The sequence below is a fragment of the Salinisphaera sp. C84B14 genome (assembly GCF_040361435.1).
Taxonomy (GTDB): Bacteria; Pseudomonadota; Gammaproteobacteria; order Nevskiales; family Salinisphaeraceae; genus Salinisphaera.
The window spans coordinates 184,943-203,082 of the sequence record NZ_APNL01000001.1 but is presented as its reverse complement, the minus strand read 5'-3'; the positions used below and the strand labels follow the sequence as shown (position 1 = coordinate 203,082).

Genomic DNA, 18,140 nt, shown 5'->3' with positions numbered 1-18,140 from the left:
CGGCCTTCTAGGGCGCTGTCGTTCAGCTGAGTCTCGTGTGTTCGCGCGCATTGGTGGACAACCTACCTTGTCGAGCACAGCCCACCAACGGCGTCACAACAGCGACTCTCACACCACCTCGAAACGCACCCTCGGCGTCAGCCGACAAAACAGCTCGTAGGCAATCGTGTCGGCATGGCGGGCGACCTCGTCCACGTCGAGGCCATTACCCCAGAGCGTCGCCCGATCGCCGACTTTCGCATTGGGCGCGCCGCGCAGGTCTACGGTGATCATATCCATCGACACGCGCCCCACCAGCGGTACCTGCACGCCATCGATGAGCACCGGCGTGCCCGAAGGCGCATGCCTGGGGTAGCCGTCACCGTAGCCGATACCGATCACGCCGATATCCATGGCATCGGGCGTGCGCCAGGTCGCGCCGTAGCCCACCGTTTCGCCCGCGGCGATTCGGTTGCGGGCGATCAGCGGCGCGCTCAGGTGCATGGCCGGACGAAGATCGTAGCTGGCCGCATCGCGGTCGCACATGGGCGAGCTGCCGTAGAGCATGATGCCCGGGCGTACCACGTCGGCATGCGCCGCCGGCCAGGCCAGCACCCCGGCCGAGTTCGCGATCGAGCGCAGCCCGCTGCGATCGGCGGTGGTTCGCGCAAAAACATCCAGTTGCGACTGGGTTTCGGGTCGCGACGGCTCATCGGCACAGGCCAGATGGGTGAGCCAGCCGACCACCTCGAGGCGCTCGAGCTTCGCCAGACGTGCCTCGACCTCGTCAACGTCGTTGGGGGCAAAGCCCAGTCGATGCATGCCGCTATCGATTTTCACCCAGGCTTTCAGCGCCGGCCCGACGTAGTGTTCGAGCGCGGCAAGCTGGCTGGGGTGGAACAGCACCAGCTCAAAGCCATGCTCGCCGGCCTGGTTGCAGACGAACTCGTCGAGCTGCTGCGACAGCATCGCGATCGGTTTGTCGATGCCGGCCCAGCGCAGCTGCAGCGCTTCATCCAGACTCGATACGGCGAAGCCGTCTGCCTGGTCCAGCGCGCAGGCGACCGTCACCGCCCCATGGCCGTAGCCATCGGCCTTGACCGCTGCGTAGACGCGGCTGCCGGGGGCGAGCGCACGTACCCGAGCCAGGTTATGCGCCAGGGCGCCGCGATCGATGACTGCCTGAGCGCGAATCATGACGTCGCGTCAGGTCGGCAGGGACTCGGCATCATTCCATGAAATCCTCGTCGTAGTGTTCCTGCAGATTCTCGAAGCGGGTGAAATGCGACAGGAATGCCGTACGGGCGGTGCCGGTCGGGCCGTTACGATGCTTGCCGATGATGATTTCGGCCACGCCCTTGTCCGGGGTGTCTTCGTTGTATACCTCGTCGCGATAGACGAAAAGGATCAGGTCGGCGTCCTGTTCAATACCGCCGGACTCGCGCAAATCCGACATGCGCGGGCGTCGATCCTCGCGCTGTTCGAGCTGGCGATTGAGCTGGGACAGCGCGATCACCGGCACATCCAGCTCCTTGGCCAACGCCTTGAGCGAGCGCGAGATCTCGGAGATTTCGTTGGTGCGATTTTCCTTGGTGCCGGGCACCTGCATGAGCTGCAGATAGTCGACCATCACCAGGCCGATGTCGTGCTCGCGCTTGAGCCGGCGCGCACGCGCACGCATTTCGCTGGGCGACAGCGCGGGCGTGTCGTCGATGAACAGCCGCGCGTTTTCGTTCATGATGCCGATCGCCGAGGTGATCTTCGGCCAATCGTCTTCGGTCAGCCGCCCCGAGCGCAGGCGCGACTGATCGATTCGCCCCCAGGAGGAAATCATACGGATGACCAGCTGCTCGGCGGACATTTCCAGCGAGAACACCGCGACCGGCACCTTCTCCTTGATGGCAGCGTTTTCGACCATGTTCATGGCCAGACTGGTCTTACCCATCGACGGACGCCCGGCGAGGATGATCAGGTCGGCCGGCTGCAGGCCGTTGGTCATCTTGTCGAAGTTGTAGAGCCCGGTCGGCAGGCCGGCGAACTGGTCGCCCTTCGATACCAGCTCCTCGATCCGGTTGACGGCCTGGGTCAACAACGAATTCAGGCCCTGCGGACCTTCACCACCGCGCCGGCCGCGTTCGGCGATCGCAAAGATTTCCTTTTCGGCGGTTTCGAGAAGCTCCGAGGCGCTGCGCCCCTCGGTTTCGAAGCCCATGGTGGTGATCAGGTCGCCTGCCCGGATGAGCTGACGCATGACCGAGTGCTCGCGCACGATATCGGCATACGCCTTGATATTGGCCGCCCCGGGAATATCCGCGGCCAGATTGCCGAGATAGCTCGCCCCGCCCGCGCGCTCGAGCAGATCGCGGCTGCGCAGCCATTCGGTGAGGGTGACCAGGTCGCGCGGTTTGCCGGTATCGGCCAGGTCGGCGAGCCCGCGGAATAGCAGGCGATGATCCTCGCGATAGAAGTCATCTTCGGAAATACGGCCCGCGACGTCGTCCCAGGCCCGCTCGGAGAGCAGCAGCCCGCCGACCACGGATTGCTCGGCCTCGATGGAATGCGGAGGAAGCTTGGCTTCGGCCATGGCGAATCGCCTGTCTACGCTAACAAGGGAAATCGCGCCGCCTGTGACAGGCAACGCGAATGAAGCTGGAGTTTACGCCCGCCACCGACCAAAAAAAACGCCGCCCGAAGGCGGCGTTTCAAATCGGCACGATTGCCTCGACTGATCTGCGATCAGTCCTCGCGCTCGCCAAGCGGCGCATCGGCTTCGGTGCCGGTTTCGTCGGCCGGTTCGCCGGCGTCCTCGACACGCTCGCCGTCGAGCTCGTCGGCGGTGGCGTCTTCTTCAGCCTCATCGGCCGCACGCCGCGGCGGCATGTTGATGCCCATGTCGGTCTTCTGGGCGACGATCACGGTGACCTCGACCTCGACCTCGGCATGCAGATGCAGCGTCGCGGTGTATTCGCCCACCTGACGAATGGTGCCTTCGGTCAGCGTGACTTCCTTGGGGCTGACCTCGACGCCTTCTTCGGTGATCGCGTCGGAGATTTCCTGCGGACCCACGGAGCCGAAGAGCTTGCCTTCGTCACTGGCGCGCATGGCGATGACGTATTCCTTGCCACGCAGCTGGTCGGCACGTGCCTTGGCACGGTCTTCACGCTCCTGCGAGGCCGCCTGCAGCTCGGAGCGACGCTCTTCGAACACGGTCAGGTTGGCCTTGGTGGCCGGCAGCGCGATGCCGCGCGGCATCAAGAAGTTGCGGCCGTAACCGGGACGGACCTTGACGGTATCGCCCAGGTCGCCGAGGTTGCGGACTTTCTGTAGCAGAATGACTTCCACGGGTGCCTCCTAGGACGAATGCCGGTCGGTGTACGGCAGCAGCGCGAGAAAACGCGCACGCTTGACCGCGGTGGACAGCTGACGCTGATAGCGCGCCGCGGTGCCGGTGATACGGCTGGGAACGATCTTGCCGGTTTCGGTGACGTACTGCTTGAGGGTCTCGATATCCTTGTAATCGATCTCCTCGACGCCTTCGGCGGTGAACTTGCAAAAACGACGGCGACGGAAAAAACGGGCCATGGTCGAAACTCCTTAGCTGGCGTTGGCAGCGGGCTTGCGTTCGCCGCGATCTTCGGCGTTCTTGGCAAGCGGGGACGGGTCGGTATCGGCCTTGTGACGGGCGATCACCAGATGACGCAGCACGGCGTCGTTGAAGCGGAACGCGTCTTCGAGTTCCTCGCGGGCTTCCTGCGAGCACTCCACGTTCATCAGGACGTAGTGCGCCTTGTGGATCTTGGTGATCGGATAGGCCAGCTGACGACGGCCCCAGTCTTCGTGGCGGTGGATCGTACCGCTGTCGTTTTCGATGATGCCGCGATATTTTTCGACCATCGCCGGCACCTGCTCGCTCTGGTCCGGATGGACCAGAAACACGATTTCATAGTGTCGCATTGTGTTTCCTTTCGGGTTGCAGCCCCCGGTGCGATCGTATTCGATCTGCCGTGGAGCAAGGACTGCGGCGCGAACGCCGCGAGGCGCGGTAGTCTAAGGGCTTGTCGCGCCCAACGCAACGCGCCTGGCAGGCCGGTTCATGTCGTGATGACGGCCTGGCGCTGACGGCGCGCCTCGAACAGCGCCACCCCGGTGGCCACCGACACGTTAAGGCTTTCCACATCGCCGGCCATGGGGATCGACACCAGCGCATCGCACTGGCGCGCGGTGAGTTCGCGAATGCCTTTCTCCTCGCCGCCCGCGACCAGCACGAGGCGTTCCGGCAGCGCTTCGTCATACAGGCTGCGCTCGGCGCCGCCGTCCAGGCCAACCGCCCAGAAGCCCTCCTCCTGCAAACGCGCGATGGCGCGGGTGAGATTGGTCACCGGCACGAAAGCCACGCGCTCGGCCGCCCCGGCAGCGACCTTGTGCACGGCCGCGGTCAAACCGGCGGCGCGTTTACGCGGCGCGATCACGGCCGTCACCCCAGCGGCGGCCGCACTGCGCAGGCAGGCACCAAGGTTGTGCGGGTCCTGCACCTGATCGAGCGCGAGCACCCACGGTCGCTCGGCTTGGGCCAGCAACTGCGGCAGATCGGACTCGCGCTGTTCACGCGCGAGCGCGAGCTGGGCGATACAGCCCTGATGGCGCACCTCCGGCAGCATGGCATCCAGCGCGCTCATGTCCGCGCTTGCAATCGCCACGCCGCGGGCGCCGGCGGCCTGGCGCAATGCTTCGGCACGGCCGTCGCGGCGGCCGCTGGCCAGCCAGATGCATTCCAGCGCGCGCTGTTTTTCCAACGCGCTCATCACCGCATGAAAACCGCCGATCAGGCTCTGTTGCTGCGTATCCGTCATTCGACGCCTCGTTTCATTCCTGGGCGCAGGGAAAGCGCCCAATCAAGAAAGCCCGGCAGAACCGGGCTTTCTCGACGACTTGGACCTGCCTATGGCTCGCGCTTACGACCCCAGATACGGCGGTTCCGCGAACGCCTGCGATTCCTGACCTTCCACGATGGGCTTGATCACGATATCCACACGACGGTTCTCGGCACGGCCGGCTTCGGTGTCGTTGGTCGCAATCGGTTGCGTCTCGCCACGGCCCCAGGTCAGCACGCGCTGCGAGTCCACGCCGCGGCTGGTCAGGAACTGGGCGACGGCCTGGGCACGCTGCTGCGAGAGCTTCATGTTGTACTCGTCACTGCCGGTGCTGTCCGTGTGGCCAACCACATGAATAGCGGTCTTGTCGTAGTTCTTCAGGGTTTCGGCGATCTTGTTGAACGTGCTCTGCGCGTTACCCGACAACGTGGCGCTGTCCACCGCAAACGAGGCATCGCTGGCCACGCCGATCTTGAGCGCGTCGCCGCTCAGGCGGGTGAGGTTGAGCACATCACGTGCCTGCTCGGCCTGAAGTTTTTCGTTGAGTTCTTTCTGCTGGTTGTCCATATAGCGCCCGGACGCGCCGCCGGCCAGGGCACCCACCGCCGCGCCGATGGCAGCGTTGGTGCCCGACTTGTCGCCCAACTGGGATCCGGCGATACCACCCAGCACGGCGCCCACGCCGGCGCCGATCTTGGTCTTGCGGTTCGGATCACCCGCGCAGGCAGTCACGAACAATGCCGTGCACAGCAGTGCCACCAGCAGGATTGCAGAATTCTTGGGGGTCGTGGACCGGTTCATCAACGTTTACCTCGCTTGTTTTGACGGCGCGACCTGCCCGACGACTTGCCCTTGTCGGCCTTGGGCTTGGGCGTCGGCTTGCCGCGTTTGCTGGCGGCGCTATCAGGCTCGACCAGCTCGAAATCGATCTTGCGCTCGTCGAGATCGACGCGCGCGACCTTGACCTTCATCTTATCGGCCAATCGGTGTACCACGCCTGAACGTTCGCCGCGCAGGCAGCGCGACTGGGCGTCGAAGTGGTAATAGTCGTTCGACAGACTCGATACGTGCACCAGACCGGTGGCATAAATACCGTCGAGCTCGACGAACAGGCCGAACGCCGTCACCCCGGTCACCGTGCCTTCGAACGTCTGGCCGAGCGAATCGCTCATGTACTCGCACTTGAGCCAGTCGTCGACGTCGCGGGTAGCGTCGTCGGCGCGCTTTTCCGCTTCTGAACAGACGGTGCCGAGGCTTTCCATGGCACCGACGTCATAGTCGAAGGTCTTGGGCTTGCCACGCGCTTCCAGATGCTTGATCGCACGATGGGCGAGCAAATCCGGATACCGCCGGATCGGCGACGTGAAGTGGGCGTAGTTTTCCAGCGCAAGCCCGAAGTGGCCATCGTTGTGCGGGCTATAGACCGCACGCGAGAGACTGCGCAGCATCACCGTCTGGATCAGATGCGCATCGCTGCGATCGGCGACGGAGGCCAGCAACGTGGCGTAGTCGGCAGCCTGCGGATCGCTGCCGCCGGGCAGCGACAGGCCACGCTCGGCCAGAAAGGCGCGCAGATCCTCGAGGGCATCGGCGGCCGGGCCGCTGTGCACGCGATAGAGCAAGGGCATGCGCTTTTTCGACAGATGCGTGGCCGTAGCCACGTTCGCCGCGATCATGCATTCCTCGATGATCTTGTGGGCGACGTTGCGTTCGGTGGGCACGATGCGCTGGATCTTGCGGTCTTCGTTGAAGATGATGCGCGTGGCGGTGGTTTCGAACTCGATCGCGCCGCGCTCGCGCCGTTCGGCCAGCAGCGCTTCGTAGAGCCCGTTCAGATTGGCCAGCGGCTTGGCCAGATCGCGATAGCGCTCCGGCATGTTGTCGGGGTTTTCCAGCCAGTCGGCGACCTGTTCGTAGAGCAGGCGCGCATGCGAGCGAATCACCGCCGAATAGAAGCGGCTCGAGCGCATGCGCCCTTGCTTGTCCAGGCGCATCTCGCAAACCAGTGCGAGACGATCGACGTCGGGGTTGAGCGAGCACAGCCCGTTCGACAACGCCTCCGGCAGCATCGGCACGACGTGATCGGGAAAATACACCGAGGTCGCGCGCCGCTGCGCTTCTTCATCGAGGGCCGAGCCCGGCTTGACGTAGGTGGAAACATCGGCGATGGCTACCCACAGGCGCCAGCCGCGCGGGGTCTTGCGGGCATAGACCGCATCGTCGAAATCGCGCGCGTCGGCGCCGTCGATGGTCACCAGCGGCAGGTCGCGCAGGTCGGTACGCCCTTTCTTGTCGGCCTCGGCAACGGCATCGCCGAATACCTCGGCTTCCGAGAGCGCTTCGCTAGGCCATTCGTAGGGAATGCCGTGCGAGCGCATGGCGATATCGATCTCCATGCCCGGCGCCATACGATCGCCCAGCACCTCGACAACCGCGCCGATCGGCTGCACCCGCTTGGACGGCGGCTCGACGATGCGCACGGTCACCATCTGGTTGTGCTCGGCGCCGTTGCGATCGGCATCGGGCACGCGAATATCGTGGGCGATACGGGCGTTGTCGGGGACCACGTGGCATACGCCGTGTTCTTCGACAAATCGCCCGACCACGCTTTCGTTGACGCGTTCGAGCACTTCGGCGACGCGCCCTTCCCTACGACCGCGATGATCGCGTCCAACGATACGCACCACGGCCCGATCGCCGTGCATGAGCAGACGCATCTGGCGCGGATTGAGGAAGACGTCGTCCTGCTCGCCGTCGTCGGGGATTAGAAAGCCAAAGCCGTCGCGATGGCCCTGCACGCGTCCGCGCACCAGGTCCATCTTGTCGAGCGGGCCCAGCGCGCCGCGCCGGTTTTCCAGCAACTGCCCGTCGCGCAGCATCGCGCGCAGGCGATGCTCAAATGCTTCGGCGGCCTTGTCGGTCAGCGCATACAGCTCGGTGAGCTCGGCCCAGGTCATGGGGCGACCGGCCTCGGCCAGGTCGTCCAGCACCAGCTGTCGGCTTGGCACCGGTTCGGCGTAGCTGCCTTTTTCGTCTTTAAACTGCGGATCGCGATCGCGCCAGTCGGCGCCACCGCTCGTTTTTTTATTCAAGATTTTGCTCCATATCCGCGCACGATACCGCAACTACACGCATGCACAAGCAACAATTGCTTACAGTGATTGACAAGCGCCGGGGCAATCGCTAAATTGCGCGCTCTTCGAGCCCAGGTGGCGGAATTGGTAGACGCGCTAGCTTCAGGTGCTAGTGACCTAACGGTCGTGGAGGTTCAAGTCCTCTCCTGGGCACCAAGCTCGAATTGACGATTCCCGAAAGGCGCCAGCCAGTCGGGAATCCATGAAAAAGCCGCGCTGATCAGCGCGGCTTTTTTTATGCGCGCTTGTTGCGCACGGCCGCCCCTGCCAACAGCCGGGCGGCGATGCGACGAAGTCGACGCCACGGCCGTCAATACGACCGTAGCATCGAGGCTGTTCTAAGCAGCGAAGGGATCGCGCAACACGATGGTGTCGGCACGATCCGGGCCGGTGGAAACTACATCGATCGGCGTACCCACGATTTCGGTCAGGCGATCGAGATAGTTGCGCGCGGCTTCGGGCAGCTGATCGTATTCGCGTACGCCCACGGTGGATTCCTTCCACCCCGGCATTTCTTCATAGACGGGCTCGCAGCGCGAGAGCGCATCCGCGCCCAGCGGCGGCACCGTGATGATCTGGTCGTCGCAGCGATAGCCGGTACACAGCTGGATGGCATCCAGGCCGTCGAGTACGTCGAGCTTGGTGATGCACAGCCCGGACAGGCTGTTGTTGAACGCCGCCCGGCGCAGGCCCACGGCATCGAACCAGCCACAGCGGCGCGCGCGCCCGGTGGTGGCCCCGAACTCGGCGCCCTTGGAGGCCAGATGGCGACCGTTGGCATCGTCGAGCTCGGTCGGGAACGGGCCCGAGCCCACGCGCGTGGTGTAGGCCTTGACCACACCCATCACATAGTCGAAATACAGCGGGCCCACGCCAGTGCCGGTGGCCGCACCGCCGGCGGTGGTGTTGGACGACGTTACATAGGGATAGGTGCCATGGTCGACGTCAAGCAGCGCACCCTGTGCGCCTTCGAACAGGATCGATTCGTCGGCCACATACGCCTGGCGCAGCAGCTCGGCCACGTCGCCAACCATCGGCGCCATTTCATCGGCGAAGCGCAGGCAGTCGTCGAGCGTGGACTGGAAATCGATCGGCGCGACGTTGAAATAATTCTTGAGCACGAAGTTGTGGAAATCCAGCGCCTCGCCCAGCTTGGAGGCGAGCATTTCGCGCCGGAACAGATCGCCCACGCGAATCGCGCGTCGTGCGACCTTGTCTTCGTAGGCCGGGCCGATACCGCGGCCGGTGGTGCCGATCGCGGTCTTGCCGCGCGCGGCTTCACGTGCCTTGTCGAGGGCAATATGGCTGGGCAGGATCAACGGACAGGCCGGGCTGATGCGCAGACGGCTGCGTACCGGCACACCCCGTGCTTCGAGCATGGCCATCTCCTCGATCAGCGCTTCGGGCGAGAGCACCACGCCGTTACCGATATGGCAGGTCACGCCGTCGTGCAGAATGCCCGACGGAATGAGATGCAGCACCGTCTTCTCGCCGCCGATCACCAGGGTGTGGCCGGCGTTATGGCCGCCCTGAAAGCGTACGACATGGCGGGTGCGGTCGGTGAGCAGATCGACGATCTTGCCCTTGCCTTCGTCGCCCCACTGGCTGCCGATGACGATGACGCGTTTGCCCATGACTAATCCTTGCTCGAGTGGGTCGTAGAAGCCAGCGGCCGCACGTCCCAGCGGCCGTCGATATATTCGAGTATCCGATCACAGCTGCTATCGATCGCCTCACCCGTATCGGGCGTGGCCACGATGACGCGCTCGCCGGCGGCACGCAGGCGTCGCACACAGGCCAGCAGCTCCGGATCGCTACCGGCCGGCGCATGGATCGCGCCGCCCTGCGCTGCGCCGTCGAAACGACCGAGCGCGGCCAGCAGGTTGAGGTCCGCTGAAAAGCCGGTCGCCGGTCGCGGCCGCCCGAACGCGGCGCCAACGTTGTCGTAGCGCCCGCCCCGTGCAAGCTCGCGGCCCAGGCCAGGCGCGAAGGCCGCATACAGCAGGCCGGTCTTGTACCGATAACCGCGCAATTCGGCCAGGTCGAGAAACAGAGGCACCTGTGGGTAATGGGTCGCCAGCAGGCCAACCATTTCCTCGAGCCGGTCGAGCGCGCTGTCGATTCCGGGATCGATACCGGCCAACGCGCCGCGCGCGTCGTCGAGCACGCTCGGCGCGCCGTTGAGTTCGATTAAGTGCGTGAAGTGGGCATGGCTCTGTGCATCCAGCCGCCCCGATGCCGCCAGCGCATCGAGATCCGGGCGCGATTTGCGCTGGATAACGTCGAAAAGCTGCGGCTCGAGGTCGGCGGGCATCTGGGCATGGGCCACCAGGCGGCGATAGATCGCCACGTGGCCTAGATCGAGGCAGGCCTCGTCGATGCCCATAACGTCGAGCGTTTCGAGCATCAAGGACACGATTTCCAGATCGCTGTCGATATGCGCATCGCCAAATTTCTCGGCGCCGACCTGCAGGGGCTGACGGGAACCGCCCGGTTCTTCCGGGCGCGTGCGCAGCACGCTACCGATATAGCAGTAGCGGGCCGGCCCGGTGGCTGCCAGGCGATGGGCATCGATCCGCGTGGCCTGGGTGGTCATATCCGATCGCACGCCCATCATGCGGCCGTTGAGCTGATCGGTGAGCTTGAACGTTTGCAGGTCGAGCTCGTGACCGGCGCCGGTCAGCAGCGAATCGAGGTACTCGATCAGCGGTGGGCGGATGAGGTCGTAGCCCCAGCGCCAGTAAAGATCGAGCAGTTGCCGGCGGGCAGACTCAAGGCGCCACGACTCCGGCGGCACCATTTCCTGTACGCCCTCGGGCAGAAGCCAGCGGTTGGATTGCATCGCGTTCCGACGTCTTTAAGTCAATGAATTAATTGCAGCAGCACGGCGCCCACACCGATGAGCACGGCCCCGAAAATACGCAGACTGCGGCTGTCGACATCCGACAGCCGCAGCATCATCTCACGCCAGCGCTCGGGTGCAAGGAAGGGCATCAGCCCCTCGATCACCAGCACGAGCGCCAGCGCGCGCAGGATATCCGCCCACATGCGGCCGCTACGGGTTCGATCCGGCGTTCGACGCGCTCGGGTTGAAGTAGCGGAACAGTTCGCCGTCCGGACGCAGCAGCATCAGGTCGTCGCTACCCAGCGATTCGCGATACAGCTGCAGGCTGCGATAGAAACTGTAGAACGTCGGATTGGCCTGATAGGCATTGGCATACAGCTCGGCCGCGCGGGCATCGCCCTCACCGCGAATCACCTGCCCCTGGCTATAGGCATCGGCCAGGATGATGGTGCGTTCACGCTCGGCGTCCGAACGAATTTCCTGAGCGGCCGCGTCGCCCTGCGCACGCAGCGTGCGGATGACTTCCTGACGCTCGGAGCGCATGCGTTCGTAGACCGACTCGCTGACCTCTTCGGGCAGGTCGAGCCGCATGATGCGCACGTCCTCGATCTCAACGCCCAGCTGCTTGGCATCCTGATTGGCCTGCACCTGAACGGCGGCCACGATCTCGTTGCGATCGTCGCCGACTGCCTGACGAATCGTGCGCTTGGAAAATTCGGCCAGCAGGTCGTTTTCGACAATTTCGGTCAGCAGGTCACGCGTACGCTGCTCCTGACCCTGGGTCGAAAGGTAATAGTCGACCGTGTCGTTGATACGCCATTTCACGTAGAAATCGACCGCCAGGTTCTTGTTCTCCGACGTCAGTACGCGCTCGATTTCCTCGGTGAAGGTCATGACGCGTCGGTCAAAGGAATGCACGCTCTGAACGATCGGCTTCTTGAAGTGCAGACCCGGCTCATAGTTCTGGCCGACGATCTCACCGAGCTGAACCACGACCACGCGCTCGCGTTCATCGACGATGAAGGCCGAATCGAGCGCGAGATAGCCGATGATGACGACGACGATAATCGCGAAGATATGCTTGGGGCTCATGAGTTGCGATCCCGGCTGCGGAGACTGTCGACCGAACGGCTGCTCGACGACGATGTGTCGTTCGAGCCGCTATCGGACGTACCGGCGCTGTTGTCGCTGTCCTGACCGGCGTTCATGCCATCGTTGGCGGCTGCTTCGGTCTGTTTGTTACGACGCGAGTCGTTGAGCATCTTTTCCAACGGCAGGTACATCATGGGGCCATTGCCGCCCTGCTCGGCCAGAATCAGGTTTGCGTTGGCCAGCACGTCGCCCATGGTTTCCAGATACAGACGCTCGCGGGTGACCTCGGGCGCCTTTTCGTACTGGGCGAGAAGATCGGTAAAGCGCTGCGCTTCACCCTTGGCCCGCGCCGTCTTCTGCTCGCGATAGCCGCGCGCATCGAGCAGGATCCGTGCTTTCTCACCCTGGGCCCGGGCTACGATATCCCGGGCATAGGCACGCGCGATGTTCTTCTTGCGCTCTTCTTCTTCGCGCGCCTTGATCGCCTCCTCGAAGGCACCCTGCACCTGCTCCGGCGGCTGGGAATACTGCACGTTGATCGCGACGACGTCGACGCCCGCGTCGTAGCTCGACAACGTGCTCTGAACGATCTTGCGCACGTTCTCGGGCAGCGCTGCACGCGAACGGTCGGTAATCTCGGGGTAGCTTTCCTGCTGCGCCTTGATCTCGTCGACCAGCTTGTCGTCAACGCCCTGCAGCGCGTCCTTTTCGGCCGGCAAGCCCGAGCCTTCCTTGAGGTCGACGTTTTCCAGGGCCCGGTCCTCGAGCTCCTCGACCTGCACGCCTTCCTGAATCACCTGATTCATCCGGCTGGTACCCACGATCTCTCGTACCGCCGACCGCAGCACCTGTTCCACCGTGGCATCGGGCTCACGCAGCTGGAACAGATAGTTCATGGCGTCCGAAATACGATACTGAACGGCCACCTCGACCTCGACGATATTCTCGTCCTTGGTGAGCATCACCGAGCGGTTGTTGGCGCGACGCACCTGTTGCGTATCCACCTTGTAAACCCGGTCGACCGGATAAGGAATACGCCAGTGCCAACCCGGCCCCTGGGTCTCGGTGTAGTCGCCGAAACGCAGCACCACGCCCTTCTCGCCGGGCTGGACCACATACAGACCCGTGGCCAGCCAGATCACCAGCGCGATCGGCACGATGAACAGCAGAATCGCGGGGCTCGGGCCGCCCGCGCCGCCACCGCTATCGTGGCCGCCGCTGCCGCCCTTGTTGCCGGACATGCGCGCACGAAACTTGCGCCAGAGCTGATCCAGATCGGGTGGACCGCTGCCGTTGTTCTTGTTGCCGCCCCCCCAGGGGTCCTGGCCCTTGCCGGGCTCGTTCCAGGCCATATCAGGACGCTCCGGTTTGTGTGGTTTGATACACGCAGTTGCAAAGGCCGCTAGCAAATCCAGCCCGCATACGTAGCGCGTGCGCAGAGCCTGCCCGGGCCGCCCGTCGGGGCGATCCCGCTATCGATCGTTCATTTGCCATGAGCAAATCTGTTGTTTCCTCTACATTGCCGTCACGCACACAACCGCAGCGTCTCGGCACGCGACTGGAACGGGGATTGGTCGCCGACATGGCGCGAAAGCGCGATTCTATCGACCCCCTGTACCCCTGTCGAACGCGACTGGCGGATACAGCGATAACGGCTATACCGCCCGACCGGGGCTATTCACGGAGTGTACGTGGATGGCGCTGCCGAAGATGCCACACCGGACCCGGCAATACGCGCCGCGCGGCGCTCGACAAGCACGTCGTCAAACGCCAGCCCGGCCTGGGCGACGATGCGCTCCAGATCACCCTGCGAGGCGGTGACGTTGAGCCGGCTCGCGCCGTCGTCGTCGTAGCTTTCTTCATCCACCACACCCAGTTCGAACAGCGCCGAGCGCAGGCGCCCGTTCGCAGCCGGCACGCGCAGCACGCCAGCGATCATGTCCGGGTTGCAGAAATCGGACAGCACCGCCCTGAGTTCGTCGACACCGTCGCCGCTCGCGGCCGACAGCCATACCCGCAACGGGCGCCCGTGGGCATCGGTTTCGATACGCGGGGATTCGCCCTCGATGAGATCCACCTTGTTGAGCACCTCGATCTGAGCGACTTCGCCCGCGCCGATCTCGGCGAGGACGTTGTTGACTTCGCGCGCATGTGCCCGCCGCTCCACGTCGGCCGCGTCGATCACGTGCAGCAGCACGTCCGCTTCGCGGGTTTCCTCCAGGGTGGCCTTGAATGCAGCCACCAGCTCATGCGGCAGATCGCGAATGAAGCCCACCGTATCGGCCACGATCAAAGGCTCGCCCACCGGCACGTCCATGCGGCGCAGCGTCGGGTCGAGGGTGGCGAACAGCTGATCGGCGGCGTAAATATCCTCGCCGGTCAGACGATTGAACAACGTCGACTTGCCGGCATTGGTATAGCCCACCAGCGATACGATCGGCGTTCGCGCGCGCCGTCGCGCCGAACGACCCTGCTCGCGTCGTGCGCTTACCTTCTCCAGCCGCTGACGCAACATCTTGATGCGTTCGTTGAGCAGGCGCCGGTCGGTTTCGAGCTGGGTTTCACCGGGCCCGCGCAGCCCGATGCCGCCTTTCTGGCGCTCGAGATGCGACCAGCCGCGTACCAGCCGTGTGGCCAGATGCTGTAGCTGCGCCAGTTCGACCTGCAGCTTGCCTTCGTGCGAGCGCGCACGTGCGGCGAAGATATCCAGAATCAGCCCGGCGCGATCGAGAACGCGCGCGTTCAGGCGTTTTTCGAGGTTGCGTTCCTGGCTGGGGGAAAGATCGTGGTTGAACACCACCAGTTCGGCGCCGTGTTCGACCACGAGTTCGGCAATCTCGTCGACCTTGCCACCGCCAACGAAATAGCGCGGATCGGGCGTACGCCGGCTGCCGCCGACATGGGCAAGCACCTCGCCACCGGCAGAGGTAACCAGCTCGTGAAACTCGCGATCGGCCTCGTCATATTCATCGAGGCCGAACGCGAGATGCACGATTACCGCCGACTGGCCGGTGGGCGGTCGCTCAAACATGCCGGCTGCTCATGCGGTCTGAATCAGGAATTGCCGTCGACCTCGTCGCTGCTGTGGCCCATTTCCTCGTGCATTTCCGAGCGCACGTTGCGCGATGGCACGATCGTGGAAATAGCGTGTTTATAGACCATCTGGTTGACCGCGTTGCGCAGGAGCACGACGAATTGATCGAACGACTCGATCTGACCCTGAAGCTTGATGCCGTTGACCAGATATATGGACACCGGCACGCGCTCCTTGCGCAAGGCATTGAGGAATGGTTCTTGTAGTGTTTGGCCTTTTGCCATGGGTTCAGACTCCGAAAAGTGCGGGGGTATAAAATTTTTTGTTGCTTGACTATAGCACGGCGCCGGTCCGAAGCCGGGCGTTCTTGATTTTTGTTAGCGCCTGATTTTCAATATTTTTTTCTTCGCTATCCAGCCAATTCACGTCGTCCAGCGAGCGCAGCCAGGTCAATTGCCGCTTGGCCAGCTGACGGGATGCAAACACGGCTTTCTCGATACCTTCGTCAAGCGTCATGTCGCCGTCCATCACCTGCCAGAGCTGGCGGTAACCCACCGCCCGCATGGACGGCAATTCGAGGCTTAGATCGGGCCGGGCGTACAGCTTTTCAACCTCGGCATACAATCCCTGTGCCAACATCGAGCGAAACCGCTGCGCGATACGTTCGTGCAGGGTCTGGCGTCGGGCCGGCGCGACCGCGATCTTGCAGATAGACCACGGTAATGCGCTGGCGTTCCGGCGATCTCGGTCGCGGGCGTGCAGCACGCTCGGCGCCAGACCGGTAAGCTCGTGAATTTCCAGTGCGCGCTGGATACGCTGGGCATCATTGCGATGAATACGCCGGCCGCTGTCCGGGTCGATGGCCCGCAGACGTTCGTGCAGTGCGTGCCAGCCATCACGCTCGGCCTCGGCGGTCAGCCGCGCGCGCAGGGCCTCATCCCGAGACGGCATATCGCTGAGCCCGTCTTCCAGTGCGCGAAAATATAGCGAGGTGCCGCCGGTGAGCAGCGGCAGGCGGCCGGCGGCATGAATGCGCTCGATCTCGGCGATCGCATCGGCACGAAAATCGGCCGCGGAATACGGCTGCGCCGGATCACGAATATCGATAAGCGCATGCGGCGCCCGCGCGAGCGTCTCGGCGTCCGGCTTGGCCGTGCCAATATCCATGCCGCAATAGACCATCGCCGAGTCCACCGAGACGATCTCGGCATCGAGCCGCTCGACCAGTTCCACGGCCAGCCCGGTCTTGCCGGATGCGGTGGGCCCGAGCAGAAAGACCACGCCCGGTTTGCGCGCGCTCATCGTCACTTGCCGCGCATGAACAGCCGATCGAGACCGGCCATATCGACCTGCACCCAGCTGGGCCGGCCGTGATTGCAGTGCCCGGCACGGTCAGTGTGCTCCATATCCCGCAACAGCGCGTTCATCTCGTCGAGCGTGAGACGGCGCCCCGCCTTGACTGCGGCCTTGCAGCCCATATCCGCCAGCACATCGTCGATGCGATCACGCACCCCCTGGGGCCCGCGCAGCCCTTCGCCCAGCTCGCCGACCATGTCGTAGGCCAGGGCCACGTAGTCTTCATTGGCCAGCAGTGCCGGCACTTCCCGGAGCAGTCCGCTGGTGGGCCCGGCGCGGGTGATTTCCAGGCCCACCGCCGCCAGCGCTTCGGCATGGGTTTCGATCGCGGCCGCTTCCTGTTCGGATATCGACAGCGTTTCCGGCACGAGCAGCGACTTGGACTGTATTCGCCCGGCCGAGTACTCCTGCTTGAGCTGCTCGTAGAGCACGCGTTCGTGCGCGGCATGCATATCGACGAGCACCAGCCCTTCCCGGTTCTGGGCCAGAATATAAATATCGTGCAACTGGGCCAGCGCATAGCCCAGCGGCGGTATGGCCTCGTTGTGCGCCTGGGCGCGCGCCGGCACCGATTCGGCCGGCGTGGATGCCGGTTTCGGCGGCGCCGTGGGCATCTGGAACGCATAGGCGGCGCGGCTCTGGGCCACGCCCGCAGAGCCCTGCATGTGCGGGCGCGTATCAAAGCTGTGCTGAAGCGGCACCGGCGCGGATGCCGGCGTCTGCCCGGCCGCCGGCGCAGCCGCGTTGACCGGCAGCTCTACCTCGCGTGCGGCATGCGGCTTCGCCTCGACCGCGGCCAGGGCGCGACCCACGCTGCGAAATACGAAATCGTGCACCAGCCGTGATTCGCGAAAGCGCACCTCGGCCTTGGCCGGATGCGCGTTCACGTCCACCTGACGCGGATCCACCATGAGGTAGAGCACATAGGCCGGATGGCGCTGGTTGTGCAGCAGGTCGCGATAGGCCAGGCGCACACCGTGGTTGAATACCTTGTCGCGAATCGGGCGATGGTTGACGTAGCTGTACTGACGATCGGCCTGCCCGCGCGAGAAGCCGGGGGTGGCGATCCAGCCGCACAGCCGCATGCCGGCAGCCTGCTCGTCGACGGCTACGGCATGGTCGCCGAAGGCGCCGCCAATCAGAGTATCCACGCGCTGCTGCATGGCATCGGCATCGTGGGCCGGCGCGACACGAGCGACCTCGGTGCCGTCGTGATGCAGCACGAAACCGATATCGAAACGCGACAGTGCGAGCTGATTGAAGGCCTTGCGGATATGGGCGAACTCCGTCGCCGGCGCGCGCAGGAACTTGCGCCGTGCCGGGATACGCGCGAACAGTTCGCGTACTTCTACACGCGTGCCGCGGTCGAGCGCCGCCGGGCGCGGGGTATCGCTGCTGGCCGGACTGATCGCATAGGCACGGTCGGCATCGGCTGCTCGGGATGTCAGCGTGAGCTGCGAAACCGATGCAATACTCGCCAGCGCCTCGCCGCGAAAACCGAGGCTTGCCACCGACTCGAGCGCGTCGAGGCTGTCGATCTTGCTGGTGGCATGACGCGCGACGGCCAGCGCCAGGTCGTCGCATTCGATACCCAGGCCATCGTCGGCCACCACGATCCGGCGCAGTCCGCCGTGTTCGATGGTCACATGAATCCAGCCCGCCCCCGCATCGAGGCTGTTCTCCATGAGCTCCTTGACGATCGATGCCGGGCGCTCGACCACCTCGCCGGCGGCGATCTGGCTGATCAACTGGTCATCGAGGCGGCGGATCGACATGGCGCTGCATGAAAGGCTGGGCAGCGACATAGTGTCGGCCAAGTTCACGCGGAT

The 18,140-nt window shown here is 64.2% G+C and carries 16 protein-coding genes, 1 tRNA gene and 1 pseudogene; 1 reads left to right on the top strand and 17 read right to left on the bottom strand.

The window, feature by feature from the left end:
* Positions 1-108 precede the first annotated feature (108 nt).
* The 8 genes and pseudogenes from alr to rnr form a co-directional block, all read right to left on the bottom strand.
* Entirely contained in the window at positions 109-1,176 is a 1,068-nt protein-coding gene (alr, locus tag C84B14_RS00920) for an alanine racemase (protein ID WP_348766715.1), read from the bottom strand.
* Positions 1,177-1,207: 31 nt separating this feature from the next.
* On the bottom strand, positions 1,208-2,563 hold the full coding sequence (dnaB, locus tag C84B14_RS00915; RefSeq protein ID WP_348766716.1) for a replicative DNA helicase: 1,356 nt from the start codon (positions 2,561-2,563) through the stop codon (positions 1,208-1,210).
* A gap of 323 nt (positions 2,564-2,886) precedes the next feature.
* A pseudogene (gene rplI, locus C84B14_RS00910) lies at positions 2,887-3,321 on the bottom strand (50S ribosomal protein L9); the annotation flags it as partial.
* 9 nt (positions 3,322-3,330) lie between these two features.
* Complete coding sequence (gene rpsR / locus C84B14_RS00905) at positions 3,331-3,561, bottom strand: 30S ribosomal protein S18 (RefSeq protein ID WP_006914321.1); 231 nt, start codon at positions 3,559-3,561, stop codon at positions 3,331-3,333.
* Between the two features lie 12 nt (positions 3,562-3,573).
* Positions 3,574-3,933 (bottom strand): 30S ribosomal protein S6, encoded by a 360-nt coding sequence (gene rpsF, locus C84B14_RS00900; RefSeq protein WP_348766717.1) that lies wholly within the window; start codon positions 3,931-3,933, stop codon positions 3,574-3,576.
* Between the two features lie 137 nt (positions 3,934-4,070).
* Positions 4,071-4,829 carry a 23S rRNA (guanosine(2251)-2'-O)-methyltransferase RlmB gene (gene rlmB, locus C84B14_RS00895; protein ID WP_353221467.1) on the bottom strand — a complete coding sequence of 253 codons (759 nt, stop codon included), beginning with the start codon at positions 4,827-4,829 and terminating at the stop codon, positions 4,071-4,073.
* A 102-nt stretch (positions 4,830-4,931) separates the two neighbouring features.
* Positions 4,932-5,651: a YiaD family glycine zipper/OmpA-like lipoprotein gene (locus tag C84B14_RS00890; RefSeq protein WP_348766719.1), complete on the bottom strand. Its 720-nt coding sequence runs from the start codon at positions 5,649-5,651 to the stop codon at positions 4,932-4,934.
* A complete protein-coding gene (gene rnr, locus C84B14_RS00885; protein WP_348766720.1) occupies positions 5,651-7,942 on the bottom strand; it encodes a ribonuclease R in 2,292 nt (763 codons plus the stop codon). Before rnr ends, C84B14_RS00890 begins: the two co-directional genes overlap by 1 nt.
* A gap of 111 nt (positions 7,943-8,053) precedes the next feature.
* Here rnr and C84B14_RS00880 point away from each other — a divergent pair.
* A tRNA-Leu gene (locus C84B14_RS00880) sits at positions 8,054-8,140 on the top strand.
* A gap of 182 nt (positions 8,141-8,322) precedes the next feature.
* Here C84B14_RS00880 and C84B14_RS00875 read toward each other — a convergent pair.
* The 9 genes from C84B14_RS00875 to mutL form a co-directional block, all read right to left on the bottom strand.
* Complete coding sequence (locus C84B14_RS00875) at positions 8,323-9,618, bottom strand: adenylosuccinate synthase (protein ID WP_353221466.1); 1,296 nt, start codon at positions 9,616-9,618, stop codon at positions 8,323-8,325.
* 2 nt (positions 9,619-9,620) lie between these two features.
* Complete coding sequence (locus tag C84B14_RS00870; RefSeq protein ID WP_353221465.1) at positions 9,621-10,826, bottom strand: ATP phosphoribosyltransferase regulatory subunit; 1,206 nt, start codon at positions 10,824-10,826, stop codon at positions 9,621-9,623.
* 20 nt (positions 10,827-10,846) lie between these two features.
* Positions 10,847-11,032 carry a DUF2065 domain-containing protein gene (locus C84B14_RS00865; RefSeq protein ID WP_348766723.1) on the bottom strand — a complete coding sequence of 62 codons (186 nt, stop codon included), beginning with the start codon at positions 11,030-11,032 and terminating at the stop codon, positions 10,847-10,849.
* Positions 11,033-11,039: 7 nt separating this feature from the next.
* The gene (gene hflC, locus C84B14_RS00860; protein ID WP_348766724.1) at positions 11,040-11,921 is read right to left on the bottom strand and encodes a protease modulator HflC; all 882 of its coding nucleotides are present in this window, start codon (positions 11,919-11,921) and stop codon (positions 11,040-11,042) included.
* Positions 11,918-13,273 (bottom strand): protease modulator HflK, encoded by a 1,356-nt coding sequence (gene hflK / locus C84B14_RS00855; RefSeq protein ID WP_353221464.1) that lies wholly within the window; start codon positions 13,271-13,273, stop codon positions 11,918-11,920. Before hflK ends, hflC begins: the two co-directional genes overlap by 4 nt.
* Before the next feature lie 326 nt (positions 13,274-13,599).
* Positions 13,600-14,952 (bottom strand): ribosome rescue GTPase HflX, encoded by a 1,353-nt coding sequence (gene hflX / locus C84B14_RS00850; protein WP_353221463.1) that lies wholly within the window; start codon positions 14,950-14,952, stop codon positions 13,600-13,602.
* Positions 14,953-14,975: 23 nt separating this feature from the next.
* On the bottom strand, positions 14,976-15,239 hold the full coding sequence (hfq, locus tag C84B14_RS00845; protein WP_348766727.1) for an RNA chaperone Hfq: 264 nt from the start codon (positions 15,237-15,239) through the stop codon (positions 14,976-14,978).
* A gap of 49 nt (positions 15,240-15,288) precedes the next feature.
* Positions 15,289-16,257 carry a tRNA (adenosine(37)-N6)-dimethylallyltransferase MiaA gene (miaA, locus tag C84B14_RS00840; protein WP_353221462.1) on the bottom strand — a complete coding sequence of 323 codons (969 nt, stop codon included), beginning with the start codon at positions 16,255-16,257 and terminating at the stop codon, positions 15,289-15,291.
* Between the two features lie 2 nt (positions 16,258-16,259).
* Positions 16,260-18,086, bottom strand: a complete 1,827-nt coding sequence (mutL, locus tag C84B14_RS00835; protein WP_353221461.1) for a DNA mismatch repair endonuclease MutL — start codon at positions 18,084-18,086, stop codon at positions 16,260-16,262.
* Between the last annotated feature and the right edge of the window lie 54 nt (positions 18,087-18,140).

Coding starts and splice junctions, on each gene's coding strand:
- alr (WP_348766715.1), bottom strand. CDS start 1,176: ATGATTCGCGCTCAGGCAGTCATCGATCGCGGCGCCCTGGCGCATAAC.
- dnaB (WP_348766716.1), bottom strand. CDS start 2,563: ATGGCCGAAGCCAAGCTTCCTCCGCATTCCATCGAGGCCGAGCAATCC.
- rpsR (WP_006914321.1), bottom strand. CDS start 3,561: ATGGCCCGTTTTTTCCGTCGCCGTCGTTTTTGCAAGTTCACCGCCGAA.
- rpsF (WP_348766717.1), bottom strand. CDS start 3,933: ATGCGACACTATGAAATCGTGTTTCTGGTCCATCCGGACCAGAGCGAG.
- rlmB (WP_353221467.1), bottom strand. CDS start 4,829: ATGACGGATACGCAGCAACAGAGCCTGATCGGCGGTTTTCATGCGGTG.
- C84B14_RS00890 (WP_348766719.1), bottom strand. CDS start 5,651: ATGAACCGGTCCACGACCCCCAAGAATTCTGCAATCCTGCTGGTGGCA.
- C84B14_RS00875 (WP_353221466.1), bottom strand. CDS start 9,618: ATGGGCAAACGCGTCATCGTCATCGGCAGCCAGTGGGGCGACGAAGGC.
- C84B14_RS00870 (WP_353221465.1), bottom strand. CDS start 10,826: ATGCAATCCAACCGCTGGCTTCTGCCCGAGGGCGTACAGGAAATGGTG.
- C84B14_RS00865 (WP_348766723.1), bottom strand. CDS start 11,032: ATGTGGGCGGATATCCTGCGCGCGCTGGCGCTCGTGCTGGTGATCGAG.
- hflC (WP_348766724.1), bottom strand. CDS start 11,921: ATGAGCCCCAAGCATATCTTCGCGATTATCGTCGTCGTCATCATCGGC.
- hflK (WP_353221464.1), bottom strand. CDS start 13,273: ATGGCCTGGAACGAGCCCGGCAAGGGCCAGGACCCCTGGGGGGGCGGC.
- hflX (WP_353221463.1), bottom strand. CDS start 14,952: ATGTTTGAGCGACCGCCCACCGGCCAGTCGGCGGTAATCGTGCATCTC.
- hfq (WP_348766727.1), bottom strand. CDS start 15,239: ATGGCAAAAGGCCAAACACTACAAGAACCATTCCTCAATGCCTTGCGC.
- miaA (WP_353221462.1), bottom strand. CDS start 16,257: ATGAGCGCGCGCAAACCGGGCGTGGTCTTTCTGCTCGGGCCCACCGCA.
- mutL (WP_353221461.1), bottom strand. CDS start 18,086: ATGTCGATCCGCCGCCTCGATGACCAGTTGATCAGCCAGATCGCCGCC.